20 protein-coding genes are annotated in these 16,454 nt (G+C 39.2%); 13 read left to right on the top strand and 7 right to left on the bottom strand.

The annotated features are described in order from the left end of the window. Positions 1–126: 126 nt before the first annotated feature. The 4 genes from queF to MOMA_RS04870 all read right to left on the bottom strand — a co-directional run bounded on the left by queF (position 127) and on the right by MOMA_RS04870 (position 4,130). Entirely contained in the window at positions 127–984 is an 858-nt protein-coding gene (queF, locus tag MOMA_RS04885; protein WP_009767501.1) for an NADPH-dependent 7-cyano-7-deazaguanine reductase QueF, read from the bottom strand. Positions 985–1,203: 219 nt separating this feature from the next. Then, positions 1,204–2,733, bottom strand: coding sequence for a fumarate hydratase (locus tag MOMA_RS04880; protein WP_009767500.1), 1,530 nt, complete (start codon positions 2,731–2,733; stop codon positions 1,204–1,206). Positions 2,734–2,928: 195 nt separating this feature from the next. Then, a complete protein-coding gene (locus MOMA_RS04875; RefSeq protein ID WP_009767499.1) occupies positions 2,929–3,726 on the bottom strand; it encodes a rhomboid family intramembrane serine protease in 798 nt (265 codons plus the stop codon). 68 nt (positions 3,727–3,794) lie between these two features. Then, positions 3,795–4,130 (bottom strand): zinc ribbon domain-containing protein YjdM, encoded by a 336-nt coding sequence (locus tag MOMA_RS04870; RefSeq protein ID WP_009767498.1) that lies wholly within the window; start codon positions 4,128–4,130, stop codon positions 3,795–3,797. Positions 4,131–4,290: 160 nt separating this feature from the next. Between MOMA_RS04870 and ygfZ the strand changes: the two genes are divergently transcribed. From ygfZ to dtd, 11 genes are all read left to right on the top strand, one after another. Further along, the gene (gene ygfZ / locus MOMA_RS04865) at positions 4,291–5,031 is read left to right on the top strand and encodes a CAF17-like 4Fe-4S cluster assembly/insertion protein YgfZ (protein WP_009767497.1); all 741 of its coding nucleotides are present in this window, start codon (positions 4,291–4,293) and stop codon (positions 5,029–5,031) included. 68 nt (positions 5,032–5,099) lie between these two features. Next, on the top strand, positions 5,100–6,743 hold the full coding sequence (locus MOMA_RS04860) for a CTP synthase (RefSeq protein ID WP_009767496.1): 1,644 nt from the start codon (positions 5,100–5,102) through the stop codon (positions 6,741–6,743). Between the two features lie 162 nt (positions 6,744–6,905). Further along, positions 6,906–7,637 carry a ribulose-phosphate 3-epimerase gene (gene rpe / locus MOMA_RS04855; RefSeq protein ID WP_009767495.1) on the top strand — a complete coding sequence of 244 codons (732 nt, stop codon included), beginning with the start codon at positions 6,906–6,908 and terminating at the stop codon, positions 7,635–7,637. Beyond that, positions 7,630–7,968, top strand: coding sequence for a hypothetical protein (locus MOMA_RS04850; RefSeq protein WP_009767494.1), 339 nt, complete (start codon positions 7,630–7,632; stop codon positions 7,966–7,968). Before rpe ends, MOMA_RS04850 begins: the two co-directional genes overlap by 8 nt. A 1-nt stretch (position 7,969) precedes the next feature. Further along, positions 7,970–8,281, top strand: coding sequence for a hypothetical protein (locus MOMA_RS04845; protein ID WP_009767493.1), 312 nt, complete (start codon positions 7,970–7,972; stop codon positions 8,279–8,281). A gap of 137 nt (positions 8,282–8,418) precedes the next feature. Next, positions 8,419–9,051, top strand: coding sequence for a hypothetical protein (locus tag MOMA_RS04840; protein WP_227498085.1), 633 nt, complete (start codon positions 8,419–8,421; stop codon positions 9,049–9,051). Between the two features lie 103 nt (positions 9,052–9,154). Then, a complete protein-coding gene (locus MOMA_RS04835) occupies positions 9,155–9,961 on the top strand; it encodes an RnfABCDGE type electron transport complex subunit B (protein WP_009767491.1) in 807 nt (268 codons plus the stop codon). A gap of 3 nt (positions 9,962–9,964) precedes the next feature. Further along, on the top strand, positions 9,965–10,669 hold the full coding sequence (gene nth, locus MOMA_RS04830; protein ID WP_040624824.1) for an endonuclease III: 705 nt from the start codon (positions 9,965–9,967) through the stop codon (positions 10,667–10,669). A 103-nt stretch (positions 10,670–10,772) separates the two neighbouring features. Further along, positions 10,773–11,027: an FAD assembly factor SdhE gene (locus tag MOMA_RS04825; protein WP_009767489.1), complete on the top strand. Its 255-nt coding sequence runs from the start codon at positions 10,773–10,775 to the stop codon at positions 11,025–11,027. Between the two features lie 10 nt (positions 11,028–11,037). After that, on the top strand, positions 11,038–11,517 hold the full coding sequence (locus tag MOMA_RS04820) for a hypothetical protein (protein ID WP_009767488.1): 480 nt from the start codon (positions 11,038–11,040) through the stop codon (positions 11,515–11,517). Between the two features lie 41 nt (positions 11,518–11,558). After that, a complete protein-coding gene (gene dtd, locus MOMA_RS04815) occupies positions 11,559–11,999 on the top strand; it encodes a D-aminoacyl-tRNA deacylase (protein ID WP_009767487.1) in 441 nt (146 codons plus the stop codon). A 75-nt stretch (positions 12,000–12,074) separates the two neighbouring features. On the opposite strand, the gene MOMA_RS04810 is transcribed toward dtd, so the two are convergent. Genes MOMA_RS04810 through tsaB form a run of 3 tightly spaced genes read right to left on the bottom strand, consistent with a single transcriptional unit; the run spans position 12,075 to position 14,369 of the window. Next, positions 12,075–12,866, bottom strand: a complete 792-nt coding sequence (locus MOMA_RS04810; RefSeq protein WP_009767486.1) for a class I SAM-dependent methyltransferase — start codon at positions 12,864–12,866, stop codon at positions 12,075–12,077. Positions 12,867–12,868: 2 nt separating this feature from the next. Continuing rightward, positions 12,869–13,708 carry an undecaprenyl-diphosphate phosphatase gene (locus MOMA_RS04805; protein ID WP_009767485.1) on the bottom strand — a complete coding sequence of 280 codons (840 nt, stop codon included), beginning with the start codon at positions 13,706–13,708 and terminating at the stop codon, positions 12,869–12,871. A 1-nt stretch (position 13,709) separates the two neighbouring features. Further along, a complete protein-coding gene (tsaB, locus tag MOMA_RS04800) occupies positions 13,710–14,369 on the bottom strand; it encodes a tRNA (adenosine(37)-N6)-threonylcarbamoyltransferase complex dimerization subunit type 1 TsaB (protein ID WP_009767484.1) in 660 nt (219 codons plus the stop codon). Between the two features lie 335 nt (positions 14,370–14,704). Between tsaB and MOMA_RS04795 the strand changes: the two genes are divergently transcribed. Both MOMA_RS04795 and ubiA read left to right on the top strand, forming a co-directional pair. Further along, on the top strand, positions 14,705–15,517 hold the full coding sequence (locus MOMA_RS04795) for an oxygen-binding di-iron domain-containing protein (protein ID WP_009767483.1): 813 nt from the start codon (positions 14,705–14,707) through the stop codon (positions 15,515–15,517). After that, on the top strand, positions 15,517–16,434 hold the full coding sequence (gene ubiA / locus MOMA_RS04790) for a 4-hydroxybenzoate octaprenyltransferase (protein ID WP_009767482.1): 918 nt from the start codon (positions 15,517–15,519) through the stop codon (positions 16,432–16,434). The genes MOMA_RS04795 and ubiA overlap by 1 nt, the downstream gene beginning before the upstream one ends. Positions 16,435–16,454 lie beyond the last annotated feature (20 nt).

Below are 16,454 nucleotides of genomic sequence, written 5' to 3'. Positions count from 1 at the left end.
CTGTTTAGCTTAATTTTACTGTTTAGCTTAATTTTACTGTTTAGCTTAAATTTGCTGTTTAATTTAGGTTTATTGTTAAAGTGATTGTATTTTAAATGACTGTATTTTTAAATGACTGTATTAAAGCTATTGACGAATTAACCGACTTTTGTTTGGCAATAACGACACATCGCTTGCTCGCACAGGATTGATATCAATTCCGCCACGGCGTGTATACCATGCCCTTACCATAAGGCTTACTGGATAAAATTTTTGCATTAAATCGCTAAAAATCTGCTCTACGCATTGTTCATGAAAACCGTTATGTTGACGGTAACTTAACAGATATTTTAACAAAGCTAATTTATCAATCGGCAACGATTCAAGCAAAATCTCTACCGTTCCCCAATCAGGCTGATTGGTAACTGGACAATTGGATCGCAATAAATGCGAATAAAAACGCTGCTGTTTTGGCTTGTTATCCACCGTTTTAGCAAAACTTAATAAACTGTTATCTACATTATCTGTTAAGACAACTTTATCAATTGCCAAATTATCCAAACAATCACCTTGAACTTGGTCGATTGTCAATGCTTCATCATGCAGGGCAAAAATCTCAAATCCAACCTCGGTTTTTAAACATTCAGATAAATCGTGCTGTAAAGTTTGCTTAACTTGTGCTACATTGTCAAATTGGATAAAATTTAGACTGTTTAAATACAGTTTTAATGATTTTGATTCAACAATAAATTCAGAAGTTGCAGGTATGGTCATGCGAGCGGTTGCAACACTTGACACGCCGTTAGGTTTTAGCCAAGACAATTCAAAAATATGCCAATAATCAAAACCTTGTGATAATTTTTCGTCTGGCAATGCCAAATTTTCACGCCCAAAACGCCTCGGAATTGGGTGTAAAATCTGCGGACTGTAAGTTTTTGGATACTCAATTATTTGCCCCAAAATACCGTGTTTTTGCTTTATACTGTGGTGTTGGTTTGTTGTCATTTTTTTACCATTGTATTAAAACTATTGTATTAAAACCATTGTATTAAAATTGAAAAGCGTTGCTAATTAAAACGCGTTGCTATTAAAGTACAGCTATTTTAATTTTATAAGATTGTTTTGCTAAAGTCATTTTTACAAGAAAAATACAAACAAGAAAAATGCAAGAAAAAACTGCCAACAAAATTGACAGTTTTTGCTCCATCAAAAAGATATCAAAAATTAAGGCACAAAACGCACAGGTTTTTCAATCACCGCTTTGGCTTTTTCGGCAACCAAATCAAAACGATGAATGCTGTTTCCTTGATTGTCAACCGCGACGGTAACAGGCATATCCTCCACATCAAATTCATAAATCGCCTCCATGCCAAGTTCTGGAAATGCCAAGGTTTTAGACGCTTTAATCGCTTTTGACACCAAATAAGCCGCCCCACCAACTGCGATCAGATAAATTGCGCCATGTTTGGCAATCACCTCGCAAGTTGCAGCACTGCGCTCGGATTTGCCAATCATACCAATTAGCCCTTGATCAAGAATGGTATCGGTAAATTTATCCATACGCGTGGCGGTAGTTGGACCGGCAGGCCCTACAACCTCATCACCAACTGCATCTACAGGGCCTACATAATAAATAAAACGGTTTTTTAAATCAACGGGCAATTGTTCGCCTTTTGCCAGCATATCCACCATGCGTTTGTGAGCAGCATCACGACCTGTTAGGATTTTACCGCTTAACAGCAAGGTATCACCAATTTTAAATTGGCTTAATTTTTCTTTAGTCAACTCATTGACATTGACACGGATAACATCGTCCGAACCAAACGACACCTCCGGCCAATCTGACAACGCTGGTACAGGCATTTGAGCTTCACCCGAACCATCGAGCACAAAATGCACATGACGTGTAGCAGCACAGTTAGGTATCATAGCCACCGCTTTACTGGCAGCGTGGGTTGGAAAATCAAGCACTTTTACATCAAGCACCGTGGTCAAACCACCCAAACCTTGAGCACCAACACCAAGCTCGTTCACTTTTTCATACATATTTAAACGCAAACGTTCAACGCTCGTTAATTCTGCACCGCTATCGGCTTTGGCTTGTAATTTATGAATGTCAATATGCTCCATAAGCGATCGTTTGGCAAGCAACATGGCTTTTTCAGGTGTACCACCCACGCCAATACCCAAAATCCCAGGTGGACACCAACCCGCCCCCATTTGTGGCACGGTTTTTAAAATCCACTCTTCTATCGAATCAGATGGGTTTAACATGGCAAATTTGGCTTTATTTTCCGAACCACCGCCTTTGGCCGCACAAATCACATCGACTTTATCACCTGCCACCACATTCATATGCACAACCGCAGGCGTGTTGTCTTTGGTATTTTGGCGTTTGCCAATTGGATCAAGCAAAATTGATGCACGCAATGGATTGTCAGGATTGGTATACGCACGGCGCACGCCTTCATTCACCATATCCTCAACCGACATATCACTTTCCCATTGTACATTCATACCGATATCCAAAAAAATCACCGCACTGCCTGTATCCTGACAAACAGGGCGGTGTCCCAATGCTGACATACGGCTATTGACAAGAATTTGTCCCATGGCGTTTTTGGCGGATGCGTTGGTTTCTTTTTGCCATGCTTCGTATACCGAGTCCACAAAATCTTTAGGGTGGTAATAGCTGATAAATTGAAAGGCATTGGCGATTGAACTGATAAAGTCTTCTTTTTTGATGACCGTCATTTGGCTAGTCCTTTTAAAAATAAAAAGTGGTTTAAAATAAAAAAGTGGTTAAAATCATGGTTTAATTTTACCGCAAAAATCAATGTTTCGCTATTGATTTTATAAAATCAAAACTTTGATTGTTTTTGTTACATTTTTTTGTTACCTTGTTTTTGTTGCCTTATTTTGTTAAGTTTTATTCATGAACCAGTGTCATTATTCAATCAATGTCATTGTATTTTGATGCAATTGCCAATACATCATGCCAAATAGCATGACAATCAGCATGAATGCAACCAGCATAAAAGGTGAAAATTTGACAAAAATTAGCGAATTTTTATTCAATTTTACATTGAACACATACACAAAACCAAGCATTGCACCTGTCAATGCTCCGCCAATATGCCCTGCATTATCAATCCCTGACACCAAAAAACCATAGCTTAAGTTTATTGCCATAACCAATAATAAAGAACGAAAATTTAAGCCAATCTGATTAATCGGCGTACGCAATAAAGCAGTCATTAATAATGCCGCACCAATACCCATAATACCACCTGACGCCCCTGCACTTACGCCAATTTGTCCACGGTTGATTGATTCATTGTTTAATAGTGTTTGCAATGCTAAAAAATTGTTGAGTAAATTACCGCCAATACCAGATAATACAAATAAAATCAATAGGTTAATAGATCCTATCATCTGCTCTGCCACTTGTCCAAAATAATACAACGCATACATATTAAACATCAAATGCAACAAACCAATGTGCAACACAAGGCTGGTGATAAGACGAAACGGTTCATTACCCATGGTTAATGGCAAAAAATTCGCACCCCACTTTAGTAAGTCCTGCACAGTCGGCGAACTGGCATCTACCCCAGTCAAAACTTGTAACACAAACAAAACAACGCAGATGCCCAACAATCCCAAAGTATAAGGATAATGACGCAATCCAAGGACAAGCGGCGAGTCTTTTGACAAAAAATTATTAAACAAAGAATTATTAAACATAGAAATAATTATTAAACATAGAGTGCAGGCATACTTAATACCAGATACTGAATACCAAAACTTAACTGTTAGGCTTTTTTTACCACGCCAGATTTTAATTTCATTGCCCCAAAACCATCAATTTTACAATCAATGTCATGCCCATCTGTTGCATCATAAATCAAGCGAATGGATTTAACTTTTGTGCCAACTTTTATCGGTGTGCTTGAGCCTTTCACCTTTAAATCTTTAATCACAGTAACACTGTCGCCGTCTGCCAATACATTGCCAACGGCATCTTTAATCACTTCAGTCTGTACGGTTTCGCCGTCTATCCATTCGTGGCCACACATCGGACAAATCAATAATTCGCCGTCTCGATAAGTATATTCTTCGCTGCATTTTGGACAAGCAGATAAACACATAGATTTTCCTAAATTGGTTGGTTTTGATGATTGGTTGGTTTGACTAAAAGTAATATTGTAACCGATTTTAGCAAAAACTTGTAATTTTTTCGCAAAAACCCCAAAATATTTCAATGTTGATAAAATTTTTTTAAACTTTTTTCAAAAAATAGGAACAACCATGCCAACTTTTGTTCAGTTTTTACTCACAGGCAATGCCAAATCCGCCGATCCGCTTGCTGATAGCAATAAGTTTTTGCAAGGACAAATTACCGCCAATATCCATAAAATTGACAAGGATTTTTTGCCAACTGCCATTTGTAATTTAAAAGGTCGGATTTTGTTTGGCATTTGGTTAAAACGTGCTAACAATGGTTTTTACATTGTGTTAAGTGAGGATTTGGCAGATGATTTTATCAAGCATGTCAAAAAATATGGGGCTTTTTCTAAAATTGAATTGAGCGAAAAAACCGAAATTTTTCCAACAATTATTGACAATTTACCAACATTTTCTAACGATAAAAACCTACAAAATGTATCTGATTGGCAAAACTTAAGCATCGCAACAGGCAATTACTGGATTACAAAAGCCACATCTGAACTGTATCAACCACAAGAATTACGCTTACATCAACGCGGTGGCGTGGATTTTGACAAGGGTTGTTATTTGGGTCAAGAAATTATCGCACGCTTGTGGTTTAAAGCCAGTCCAAAAGCGTGGTTGCACCGTATTTTCTGTCAAGATTTAAACCAATTGTCCGAAAAAATCGGCGTGGTAAATCACATACAAATTAATCATGGGTTTGAAGCCTTGGTGGTGGCTCGTCCTGATGAATTACACAATATCACACAAAATATCCCAGAAGTGAAAATTTTAACCCTGCCTGAAGCATTACAACAATCGGTTGCCAGAAAAAGTTAACGCAGCTTTTATTGCTTTTAAAGCGTTTTTTTAGTAAAATTCCTTTTTACCTGTAGGCGAATTTCATCATGACAAAATTTATCTTTATTACCGGCGGTGTGGTTTCATCGCTTGGCAAGGGCATTACCGCTGCATCGGTTGCTACCATTTTAGAGTCGCGTGGTTTAAAAGTAACCATGACCAAATTAGATCCATATATCAATGTAGATCCAGGCACGATGAGTCCTTTTCAACATGGCGAGGTGTTCGTTACCGAAGATGGTGCAGAAACCGATCTTGATTTGGGCTATTATGAACGGTTTTTACGCCACAGCAAAATGAGCCAACGCAACAATTTTACCAGTGGTAGAATTTATCAAACCGTGCTTGAAAAAGAACGCCGTGGTGATTATCTTGGCGGTACAGTGCAAGTCATTCCACACATTACTGACGAAATTAAACATCGCATTTTACAAAGTGGCGAAGGTTATGATGTCGCTATGATTGAAATTGGTGGCACCGTGGGGGATATTGAAAGCTTGCCCTTTATGGAAGCGGTACGCCAATTACAAGCAGAACTTGGCTCTAATCATGCCCTGCTTATGCATTTAACCCTTGTGCCTTATATTTCAAGTGCAGGCGAAAGTAAAACCAAACCTACTCAACACTCAGTAAAAGAATTGCGCTCGATTGGTTTACAACCTGATGTGTTAATTTGTCGCAGTGAACAAGCAATTTCAGCAGACAACCGCCGAAAAATTGCCTTATTTACCAATGTCGCAGAACGTGCGGTTATTTTATGCCCTGACGCTCAAAGTATTTACCAAATTCCACGGATTTTACACGAACAAGATCTTGATGATTTGATCTGCGAGCGTTTTGGCATTAATGCTCCTGAGGCGGATTTGGCAGATTGGGATAAAGTTACCCAGTCATTATTAAGCAATCAAGACAATGTTACCGTGGCTGTGGTAGGCAAATATGTAGAATTGCCCGATGCCTATAAATCGATCAACGAAGCCTTGTTGGCATCAGGCATTCAAAACGATGTCAAAGTCAAAATCGACTATGTAGATGCCGAAAAACTAGAAAGTGATGAGCAGTTATTAGAACGTGTAAAAAATGCCGATGCAGTGCTTGTCCCCGGCGGATTTGGTGAGCGTGGTACATCTGGCAAAATAAAAGCCATTACTTATGTCCGTGAAAACAACATACCATTTTTAGGCATTTGTTTAGGCATGCAATTGGCGGTGATTGAATTTGCTTGCAATGTGCTTGGTCTAAATGCCAATTCTACCGAATTTGACAAAAAAACCAAAGCCCCATTAATTGGTCTGATTACCGAATGGTTTGATGAAAAAGGTGAATTGCAAGTGCGTCATGACAATTCAGATTTGGGTGGAACCATGCGTCTTGGTGCTCAAAAAGCCGAATTGGTAGAAGACAGCAAACTGCGTGAAATATACGGATCGCCTATGATTACCGAACGGCATCGGCATCGCTATGAAATGAATGGGCGTTATATCCAAGACTTAGAACAAGCAGGCATGAAAATTTCAGGATATTCCACCAAACAACATTTGGTAGAATCAGTAGAAATTCCAAGTTTGGATTGGTTCATTGCAGTACAATATCACCCAGAATTTACCAGTTCACCAAGAGGCGGACACCCACTGTTTAACAGCTTTATTCAAGCAAGTAAAGCCTATAAAGACAAAAAACAAAAACGATAATCAAAAAACCAATGTTAATCATTGTTTAATACCGTTTTTAATTTTTATGTAGGGTGATTATGTAGGGTGAGTTTGATCGCCCTGTCATCTTCAAATTTTTAGCAAACCAAATTTTTTTGGCAAACAAATTTTAACCAACCCATTTTGGCAAAAAGTACGCTTATGAATCACAACGCCGATTTTACCCACCCCGATAACCAAACGCCTTATTTGATCGCCCCTTCGATTTTGTCAGCCGATTTTGCTCGCCTTGGTGAAGATGTAGAAAAAGTTTTACAAGCCGGAGCAGATGTTATTCATTTTGATGTTATGGACAATCACTATGTGCCAAATTTAACGTTTGGTAGTATGATTTGTCAAGCACTGCGCGACTATGGCATCAAGGCCAAAATTGATGTGCATTTGATGGTGTCTCCTGTAGATAGCATGATTGAACAGTTTTTGCAAGCAGGGGCAAATGTGATTACGTTTCACCCAGAAGCCAGTCAGCATATCGATCGATCCTTGCAACTGATTAAAGACGGTGGCGCACAATGTGGGCTTGTGTTTAACCCTGCCACGCCGTTTTATTATTTAGATTATGTCATGGATAAAGTGGATCAAATTCTGCTTATGAGTGTCAATCCGGGGTTTGGTGGACAAGCCTTTATTGACAATACACTTGGCAAAATTCAAGAAGTACGCCAACGCATCGTTGCATCAGGGCGCCACATTCGCCTAGAAGTAGATGGCGGTATCAAAGCTGGCAATATCCGAGCCGTTGCCGAAGCAGGAGCGGATATGTTTGTGGCAGGATCGGCAATTTTTAACCAACCAGATTACAAAACTGCAATTGATGAAATGCGTGCTGAACTTGCCAAAGTCGGTATGTTAAATGAGAATGCCAATGCCTGATTTATCTCGCTCAACACCTGCCATTTCGCTTGTTCCAAAAAGTTTTACCATTGGGCTTGGTGCGTTTGCGTTTTTGCTTGGCATCGCAGGTTTTGTGGTAAAAATACTGTTGTTTGGTGAGAGCTTTAACCAAATTTTGCCAAGTTTTATGCGGGTGGTTGCAATTTTTTGGTTATTAATCCCTTGCGGTTTTATACTTGGTGCAAAAATAATTAACCGATTTTTGCCAATGCAAGAACAAAAACAACCCATTCAACCACGCAATGCCTTGACATTGGGGTTATTATTTAGCTGTGTGGCAATGCTTTGGCTGATGGCAGGAAATTCATAAGATGCGGTTAAAATTCACTAAAGATGATTTAAATATTTATCCAAAAGACTTGCCAAAAGGTTTGATCAATGCTTTAATTATTGCTTGTTTGGTACTTGGTTTGGCAGGGCTTCGCACAGGACGCAACTGGCAAGGCGTTGTTGCGGTATTGGAATATTGGGCGTTTATGCTGTTATGGATACCAACTGCAATAACGATTTGTGCAATACCGTTTAAACTGCGTGATGACAGTTTTGAGCTAAAACTGGCTTATTATTTAGGCATGTTTGTCGCTTTTATCTTTATTATCAATAAATTGCGTTATTTGCGTTAATAAACCTTGTAAAACTTGTCATTGATTTGTCATTTTCAAAAGGAGAAACATTGGTTAAGTTATTGTTAATTTTTTTGGTGGTTTGTTTATTAAGCCTGTGGTTTGTCAAAAAAATTATCGGCTTTTGTTGGCAAAAAATGCACGATATTGTGGGTATCGAAGTTGGCAAATCTCGCCACAGTTTGCCTGTGCAAATCGATCATACACCAAACTCAATCGGCAAGCTCTTTAAAATCAGCAAGCGTTCTAATCAGCAAGATTGTGCCAATCAGCAAGCAATTTTAACCAACCCTACCCAAAACAACCGCGACAATCTGCTAAAAACCAAGCACGGTAAAATGTCGCCCATGCCATTATTTCAAGGCTTAAGCATTGAACAAATCGATCGCATGCCAACTGAAGCTGTGGTGGTACTTGATCGCATTCACCATAAATTACAGCGGTATCTAAACTGGCAACAGACACTGCTACAAGACAGGCTGCAATCAAGCCCGCCCAATACCCTACCGTTAACAGAAAACCGTTTTGTGCTGGATAAGTTAATCAACCAAACCATTCCTGAAACACTCAACCAATACGATCAACTTGCCCGCTTTAACCCACATCAACTGTCAAAAAAAATCCATGCCAATATGACAGCAAACGATATGTTACTTGAAGTGTTGCTTAGCGTGGATAAACAAGCCGATGAATTATTAAATGAATTAAACCAACAAGTTAGCGATCAATTAGCCACCACTTATCATTATGTAAAATCCAGAACCAAATAACCAAGCCTAAATTTTTAGCAACAGCAATTTTTAGCAACAGCATGTAAATTATGCTAAAATTGTAAATTATGCTAAAATAATGCTTTTTAGTCATTGAAAATTTATGTCAACTCGCCAATTTTCTGATTTGCCCAGTTTATTTAATTATTTAAATATCAAAGACTTAAGCGATCACGATCAATCACTGATTTATCAGATTAACCAATTATTGCCTCAAACCCAATGCGGATTGTGCGGTCATGCTGACGGCTGTCTTCCTTATGCCACCGCCATTATCAAAGACAATGAGCCTCACAACAAATGTGTGCCCAGTGGACAAATCGTTGCTAATAAAATCGCCACCTTGCTTGATCGTGAAATACTGGCCGCTGTACCATCAAGATGGCAAACCGATCCCAATACATCACGCCCTATGGAGGTGCGCGCTGTTATCCGAGAAGATGACTGCATCGGTTGCACCAAATGCATTCCGGCTTGCCCTGTAGATGCAATTGTCGGTAGTGGCAAACAAATGCACACGATTTTTACCGACTTATGTACAGGCTGCGAACTGTGTTTACCGCCGTGTCCGATGGATTGCATTGAACTGATACCACACCCAAGAGCAATAAGCGACACCGAACGCTATGCAGAACAAGCCGATCTACAAAAACGCTATTATAAGCATCTTGAGCGGATCGAACAACAAGTTAATGACAAAACCAATGCCAAACCTGTCATTAGCATGGTTCAGGCAAAATTAAATGATATTTCAGTTAATATTGATGAAAATCAAGCAAAAAACACAATTGAAAGTGCAAAATTACGCACGCAACTTAAAAAACTAGAAAAACAATTAAGCGTAAAATTTGATACAACCAAGCAACAACAATACGATGAATTGTTGCAAAAATTGGCAAAATTAGGATAAAACATGGCCTTAACCGTCAAAACCAAAACCGCTAAAACCCCAGCATCGCGACGCATGTCCAAGCAAAACGTTCAGCTTTTTTTTGAAAAACTTGCCAACAGTATGGATCGTCCAACCACCGAATTGGAATACAATAGCAACTTTGAACTGCTCATCGCCGTCATACTCTCCGCCCAAGCCACTGACATCAGTGTTAATCTTGCCACACGCAAACTTTTTCCTGTTGCCAACACACCCAAAACAATTTTAGATCTCGGTGAAGACGGCCTAAAACATTACATCAAAACCATCGGATTGTTTAACACCAAAGCCAAAAATGTCATAAAAACTTGCCAAGACTTATTAGAAAAATTTAACGGTGAAGTACCAAACAACCGTGCTGATTTAGAAAGCCTAGCAGGAGTTGGTCGCAAAACTGCTAATGTTGTACTCAATACCGCTTTTGGTCAACCAACCATGGCTGTGGATACGCATATTTTTCGGATTAGTAACCGCACAGGACTTGCCACAGGCAAAACCGTGCTTGCAGTGGAACAAGCCTTGCTACAACGCATTCCAAAAGCGTATTTATTAGATGCCCATCATTATTTAATTTTGCATGGGCGTTATACTTGTAAGGCCAGATCGCCCATCTGTGGCAAATGCCCTGTATTTGATGAGTGTATGTTTAAAGACAAAGCAAGTTTCTTACAAAAACACGCTTTTTGAAAAACACGCTTTTTGAAAAACACGCTTTTTGAAAAACAGCGCATAAATTTGGTATAATACATTATGCCAATCAATGTTTACTATCCTTAAAAACGAGAAGCATATGCCAGAACCTACATTACAGCAACGCAAAACCATCTACCGTGCCAGACGCGGTCTAAAAGAGCTGGATTATTATTTTGATTTTTATATACGCGAACATTATCTAAGTGCAAGCGAACAAGAACAAGCGGTTTTTGCCAGTTTAATGGACGAAGAAGATCCTGATTTGTTGGATTGGTTTTTGTTTGACAAACCACCAAAAACCGAGTACGCCAAACTTATCGCCAAATTAAAACAACTCAAAAACGCCACTTAGCCAAATTTTTATGAAAAATCAAAGTTTTATTCAGATTGACAATGAACTTTTGCCAAGTTTTTACCGAAAAATCTTATTAACAAGTTGCTTGGTTGCTCTGTTAATGCTGATTTGGCTGTTGCCTTTGGCGGTTATGTATCGTGGTGCGTTGTCGGTGTTGCTGTTTGGTTGTTTGTGGTTGTATCAAATTCGCCAACATCATTTGGTTAATATCAGCAGTTTACGCAAAAATTCACAATACATTGAAAAATATGACTTTTTGGTGTGGCATTTGCAATTGTTTCAAGGCTATTTTTTTACGCCATACGGACATAAAAGTGATATTTACCAAGCCAAATTACAAAAAATTTATGACATGGATCGGGTTTTATGGTTAAAATTTGGGGTGTTTGAACCATTTGTGAAATCATTATCGGTACAAATTTGGCAAGATCAAGTAGATGCCAACACATGGCGACAACTTAAAATATTGGCAAACCACGAACTATAAATTAAACCAAAAAATAAACCAAAACCCATTAAGGATAAAGTATGAAAGCGGTGATACAAAGAGTAACCTCTGCCAATGTGATGGTAAATCATACCATCATCGGCGAAATTTTCCAAGGAATTTTGGTGTATTTAGGCTTGGGTCATAACGATGATTTGACAATTGGCAAAAAGATGATTGATAAGATTTTGGCCTATCGCATTTTTGAAAACGCACACCACAAAATGGATAAAAATATCGCGGATGTTGGCGGTGGCTTGTTGCTCGTGCCACAGTTTACCTTGCTTGCCAATACCAACAATGGTCGGCGTCCAGATTTTGGTGCTGCTATGCACCCTGATTTTGCCAAACCTTTGTTTGGTGAAATGGTTAATTATGCAAAACAACAATACCACACTGTTGCAACAGGTGAATTTGGGGCAAATATGCAAGTAACCAGCTGTAACGATGGGCCGATTAATTTTATCTTTGAACTTAATTAACATTGCTTATTAATTAACATTGCTTATTAATTACACTTACTTGTTAATCAATGTTGCTTATTAATTAATTTTTACTTATGAATCAGCATAAACATCAAAACGCACCACTTCATTGCTAAAGTTTTGTGTAGGCTTCACATTTGCCAAAAACGGAGCGGATTTTGGACGTTTGACAAGCACACAACCGCTACGATTTACTTGGTTTTTTGCCAAATTGAGTAGGGCTATTTCATCATCAAAGGTAGGCTTAGTTACCAAATTATGTAAAATTTGCATGGTTTTACCCACTTGTGATTTGTAGCTGTCTGATGGAAACATGGGATCAAGATAAATCAAATCTGCGGTTAAATTTGGCAAAACCGTCATCGCATTGCCAAATTTTAGGCAAATTCGCCCCAATAGTTTTTGCCAATTTGGATTGCCACTCATTTTTTTCATTTCATATTTTAGCAATGTATACAGCAGCGGATTTTGTTCAATCATGGTAACCTGTGCCCCTGTGCTTGCCAAAATCAGTGCATCGTGTCCAAAACCTGCCGTGCAGTCAATCACCGTTTTATCGGCGGATAATTTGGCGGATTTTAACAACAGTTCAGACTTTTTGCCTGCTTTGACAATTCTAGAGCCAAGTGCTTGCCAATTTGGACTGACTTTCATAGCGTTTGCGATCAGATACATATTGTGTTTATCAAGCAATAAACTGCCTGAATTTACCGATTTTAGCCATTTTTGGGAAATTTTATCAGACATTTGAAGCGTTTGAAAATCGATGCCCTGATCGATAAAAAATTCACCAATCTCCGCCAAAACCATATTCTGTGAGCCAATATTATCGACATCACAACTGACAACATAAATCGTTAGCATAATTAACTTTCAATGTGATAACCAAAACCAAAATAAGCAAGCAACACCACCACACCTGTAACAATGCGTAACCACGCAAAAACAGTAAAGTCTTTTTTTGACACCCACGCTACCATCATGCGAATGCACAAAAGTGCCACGATAAAAGACACCAGTGTTCCTACGCCCAAAACCGTCCAATCTTCAGCCGTCTGTAAAATGGTATAATGTTTGCTAAGATCAAGCAATCCTGCTCCAACGATAACAGGAATCCCAAGAAAAAAAGAAAACTCAGTAGAAGCACGACGCGACACACCCAGCCATAACGCTCCAACAATGGTTGCCCCAGAACGCGATGTACCGGGAATTAAAGCCAAGCATTGGCATAGGCCGATTTTTAACGCGGTTTTAAAATCTATATTTTCTGCTTCATCTGCGATAATGGGTTGTGGGCGTTTTTCCACATAAAAAATCAACAAAGCTCCAACAATCAGCATAAACGCAACAATCAATGGGTGAAACGCCTGCTTAATTACATCTGCCAGTGTAAAACCCAACACCATCACGGGTAAAGTTGCGATCATTAGTGAAATACCAAGCCTGCGCGGATTTTTCAAGCCCACAGCTTTACCGGTTACCAACCCCAAAAAAGCCTGCCACAGCCGTCCAAAATAATCATAAATCACCGCCAAAATTGCCCCAAGTTGAATAAAAACCACAAACAATTCGCGTTTTGCAGCCGTCCAAAAGTTCATAACATCGGCGGATAAAATCAGATACCCCGTACTGGAAATTGGCAAAAATTCACTAATGCCCTCAACAATTCCCATAATAACACTTTTAAGAATTAATAATAAATCCATCTTACAGCTTTCCTTGTTCAGCCAAGGTTTTCCACGCATTATGACGCAAATACACAGGCAAAGCATGTTCAGCAGTTACCGCCCGGCCTTGTTGTTGTACAGATCTACCAAGCATGGCAATAATTTTGGCCGTCGGCTGCACATTTTGGCAAATTTGACCATCTAAAGGGGTTAATAGCATCGCACCATTACCCACCAGAGGTAAATTTTTGGCGGTGATTTTGGCATAATCCAGCAAAATCTCATCACCAACCAAACTCATGACATGGTTGTTTAGTATAAATTCAGCAAAATAAACCTGATTCATGCGCGCATCAAGCACTGCATAAACATGCTCTAAGTCATGCTGCAAATAAGCACATTGAGCGACAGCTTGTAAACTAGAAACTGGCAAACACGGCAAATCATGAGCAAAAGCCAAGGCTTGAGCCACCGCCGTATTGATACGTATGCCACTAAATGCCCCGGGGCCACGATTAAAAGCAATTGCGGTGATATCACTGACTATTTTATTATGTTTGGTTAACATACTATTTAGCATAGGTAAAATTTGTTGGGTTTGTAGACGGCTGCCTGTTGCGGTCATTTCGTCTAAGAGCAAACCTTGGTTCATAAGTGCAATGGAACATTGGTCAAAAACAGTATCAAGGGCTAAAATCATGCAAATTTCTCAAAAAAGCGAAAACAAGTCATTATAACTGACAAATCAAAACGCATATCATACCACCAATTTTAATGCAAGGTTAGTGCTTTTGAAAAATTTTTCTGGCAAAACTTTGTATGGCAAAACATGCTGATTGTTAAGTAAAATATGAATTAAAGTGTTGTTTTATTTTACTTTATTGGTTTTAACCAATCAATCCCATAAAAAAACTAAGGATTTATGTAACATTGGCTATTTTTACATTTTTATCGCTTTTTTGTGTGATATAATGACACAGTCAGTTTGGCAATATTGCCGATGATTTTTTAGATGGTTTTTTAGAGGAGGATTTTATGGCTGGTAAAACAATTTTTGACGATGGCGTGCATAAAGTTATCGTGTTTAGTGATTTGGTGCAAGGTGATGGCATTCAGTCCAATCAATTTTTGCTGTTAAATACCGATAACGGCGAAACCAATGGGGCGGTGATTGATCCGGGCGGTGATTTAACCTATACACCCTTAACGCTTGCCCTGCTAAAACATACCGACATACGACATATTCGTTATGTCATCGGATCGCATCAAGATCCGGATATTATTGCATCGTTGCCACGTTGGTTATTGCACACCGAAGCGACCATGGTGATCTCTAAATTATGGGAGCGTTTTTTACCGCATTTAAATTCAGCATTTACCACAGGGCGTTTACAATCTAACTATATGCAACGCATGATATCTGTACCTGATGAAGGAGCAGTATTGCAATTGGGCAGCAGTTATTTGTACGCTTTGCCTGCACATTTTTTACATTCAGAGGGCAATTTTCAGTTTTACGATCCGATCAGCAAAATTTTGTTTTCAGGGGATATGGGTGCATCTATTGTTGGCGATCCTGATCAACAAGTTACCGATTTTGATGCACACATTCCAACAATGAAAGGCTTTCACCAACGCTATATGGTGTCTAATAAAGTAACCGCATTTTGGGCAAAAGCGGTGCGTGAATTGGACGTTCATATGATTGTGCCACAACATGGCAAGGCTTTTGTTGGCAAAGAAATGGTAAACAAGTTTTTAGACTGGATCGAAGCGTTACCATGTGGCGTGGATTTGTTTACTCAAGCCAATTACAATTATAAAGGCTTAATTGACAGTGTGAAATAATGTCAACCACGTTATTTGCCCCTTTTAACAAAGAAAAATGCCTAGCCTACGTGCATTTAACCCGATTTGATCGCCCTGTTGGCATTGAACTTGTGCTGTGGTCAACGCTGTGGGCGGTGTTTTTGGCAGCACTGGATTTTAATCAATTGCCACCTTGGCATGTTGTGGTTATTTTTTCGCTTGGAGCAACCCTTATGCGTGGGGCGGGCTGTGCGATTAATGACTTTGCCGATCGTAAAGTAGATGGGCAAGTTTGGCGCACCAAAAACCGGCCGTTGGCAGATGGGCGTTTGCGTGCAAAAGAAGCGGTTTGGGCGTTTTTGGTTTTGTCATGGATCAGTGCTGCGTTGCTGATTTTTTTGCCAATTGATGTGTTTTATTGGTCTTTTGGAGCTGTGGCATTGGCGTTTGTTTATCCATTTATGAAACGCATCACCCATTTACCACAATTTGTATTGGCAATGGCGTTTGGTTGGGCGATTCCGATGGCATATGTGGCGGTGTCCGCGGAACTTTTTACTGGATCAACCAATGTTTGGTGTTGGCTGTTGTTTGCAGGTTATATGGCGTGGACGGTGGCGTATGACACACAGTATGCAATGGCCGATCGTCATGATGATGTCAAAATTGGGATAAAGTCTACCGCAATTTTATTTGGCAAATATGATGTGTTTATCATCAGCCTGTTGCAAGGGTTTTTTTTGCTGTGTTTGGCAGGGGTTTTTTGGCATTATTTTGGGGCAATGGCGTTATTGACCTTATTGCCAGTCATTGCAATGTTTGTTTATCAAAATAAAAAATGCCTAACCTATCAACCTGTGCGTTGTTTTGAAGCATTTTTACATAATGTTTGGGTTGGGCGATATGTGTTTGTCATCATTGTTATATTAGCCCTACTAAAAACACAATGTTGTTAAAACTTATACTGTTAGAACTT

It is taken from the genome of Moraxella macacae 0408225, from assembly GCF_000320365.1.
In the GTDB taxonomy this organism is placed as follows: domain Bacteria; phylum Pseudomonadota; class Gammaproteobacteria; order Pseudomonadales; family Moraxellaceae; genus Faucicola; species Faucicola macacae.
Note: the sequence above shows the minus strand (reverse complement) of the source record. Positions and strands in the feature narration are given on the sequence as shown.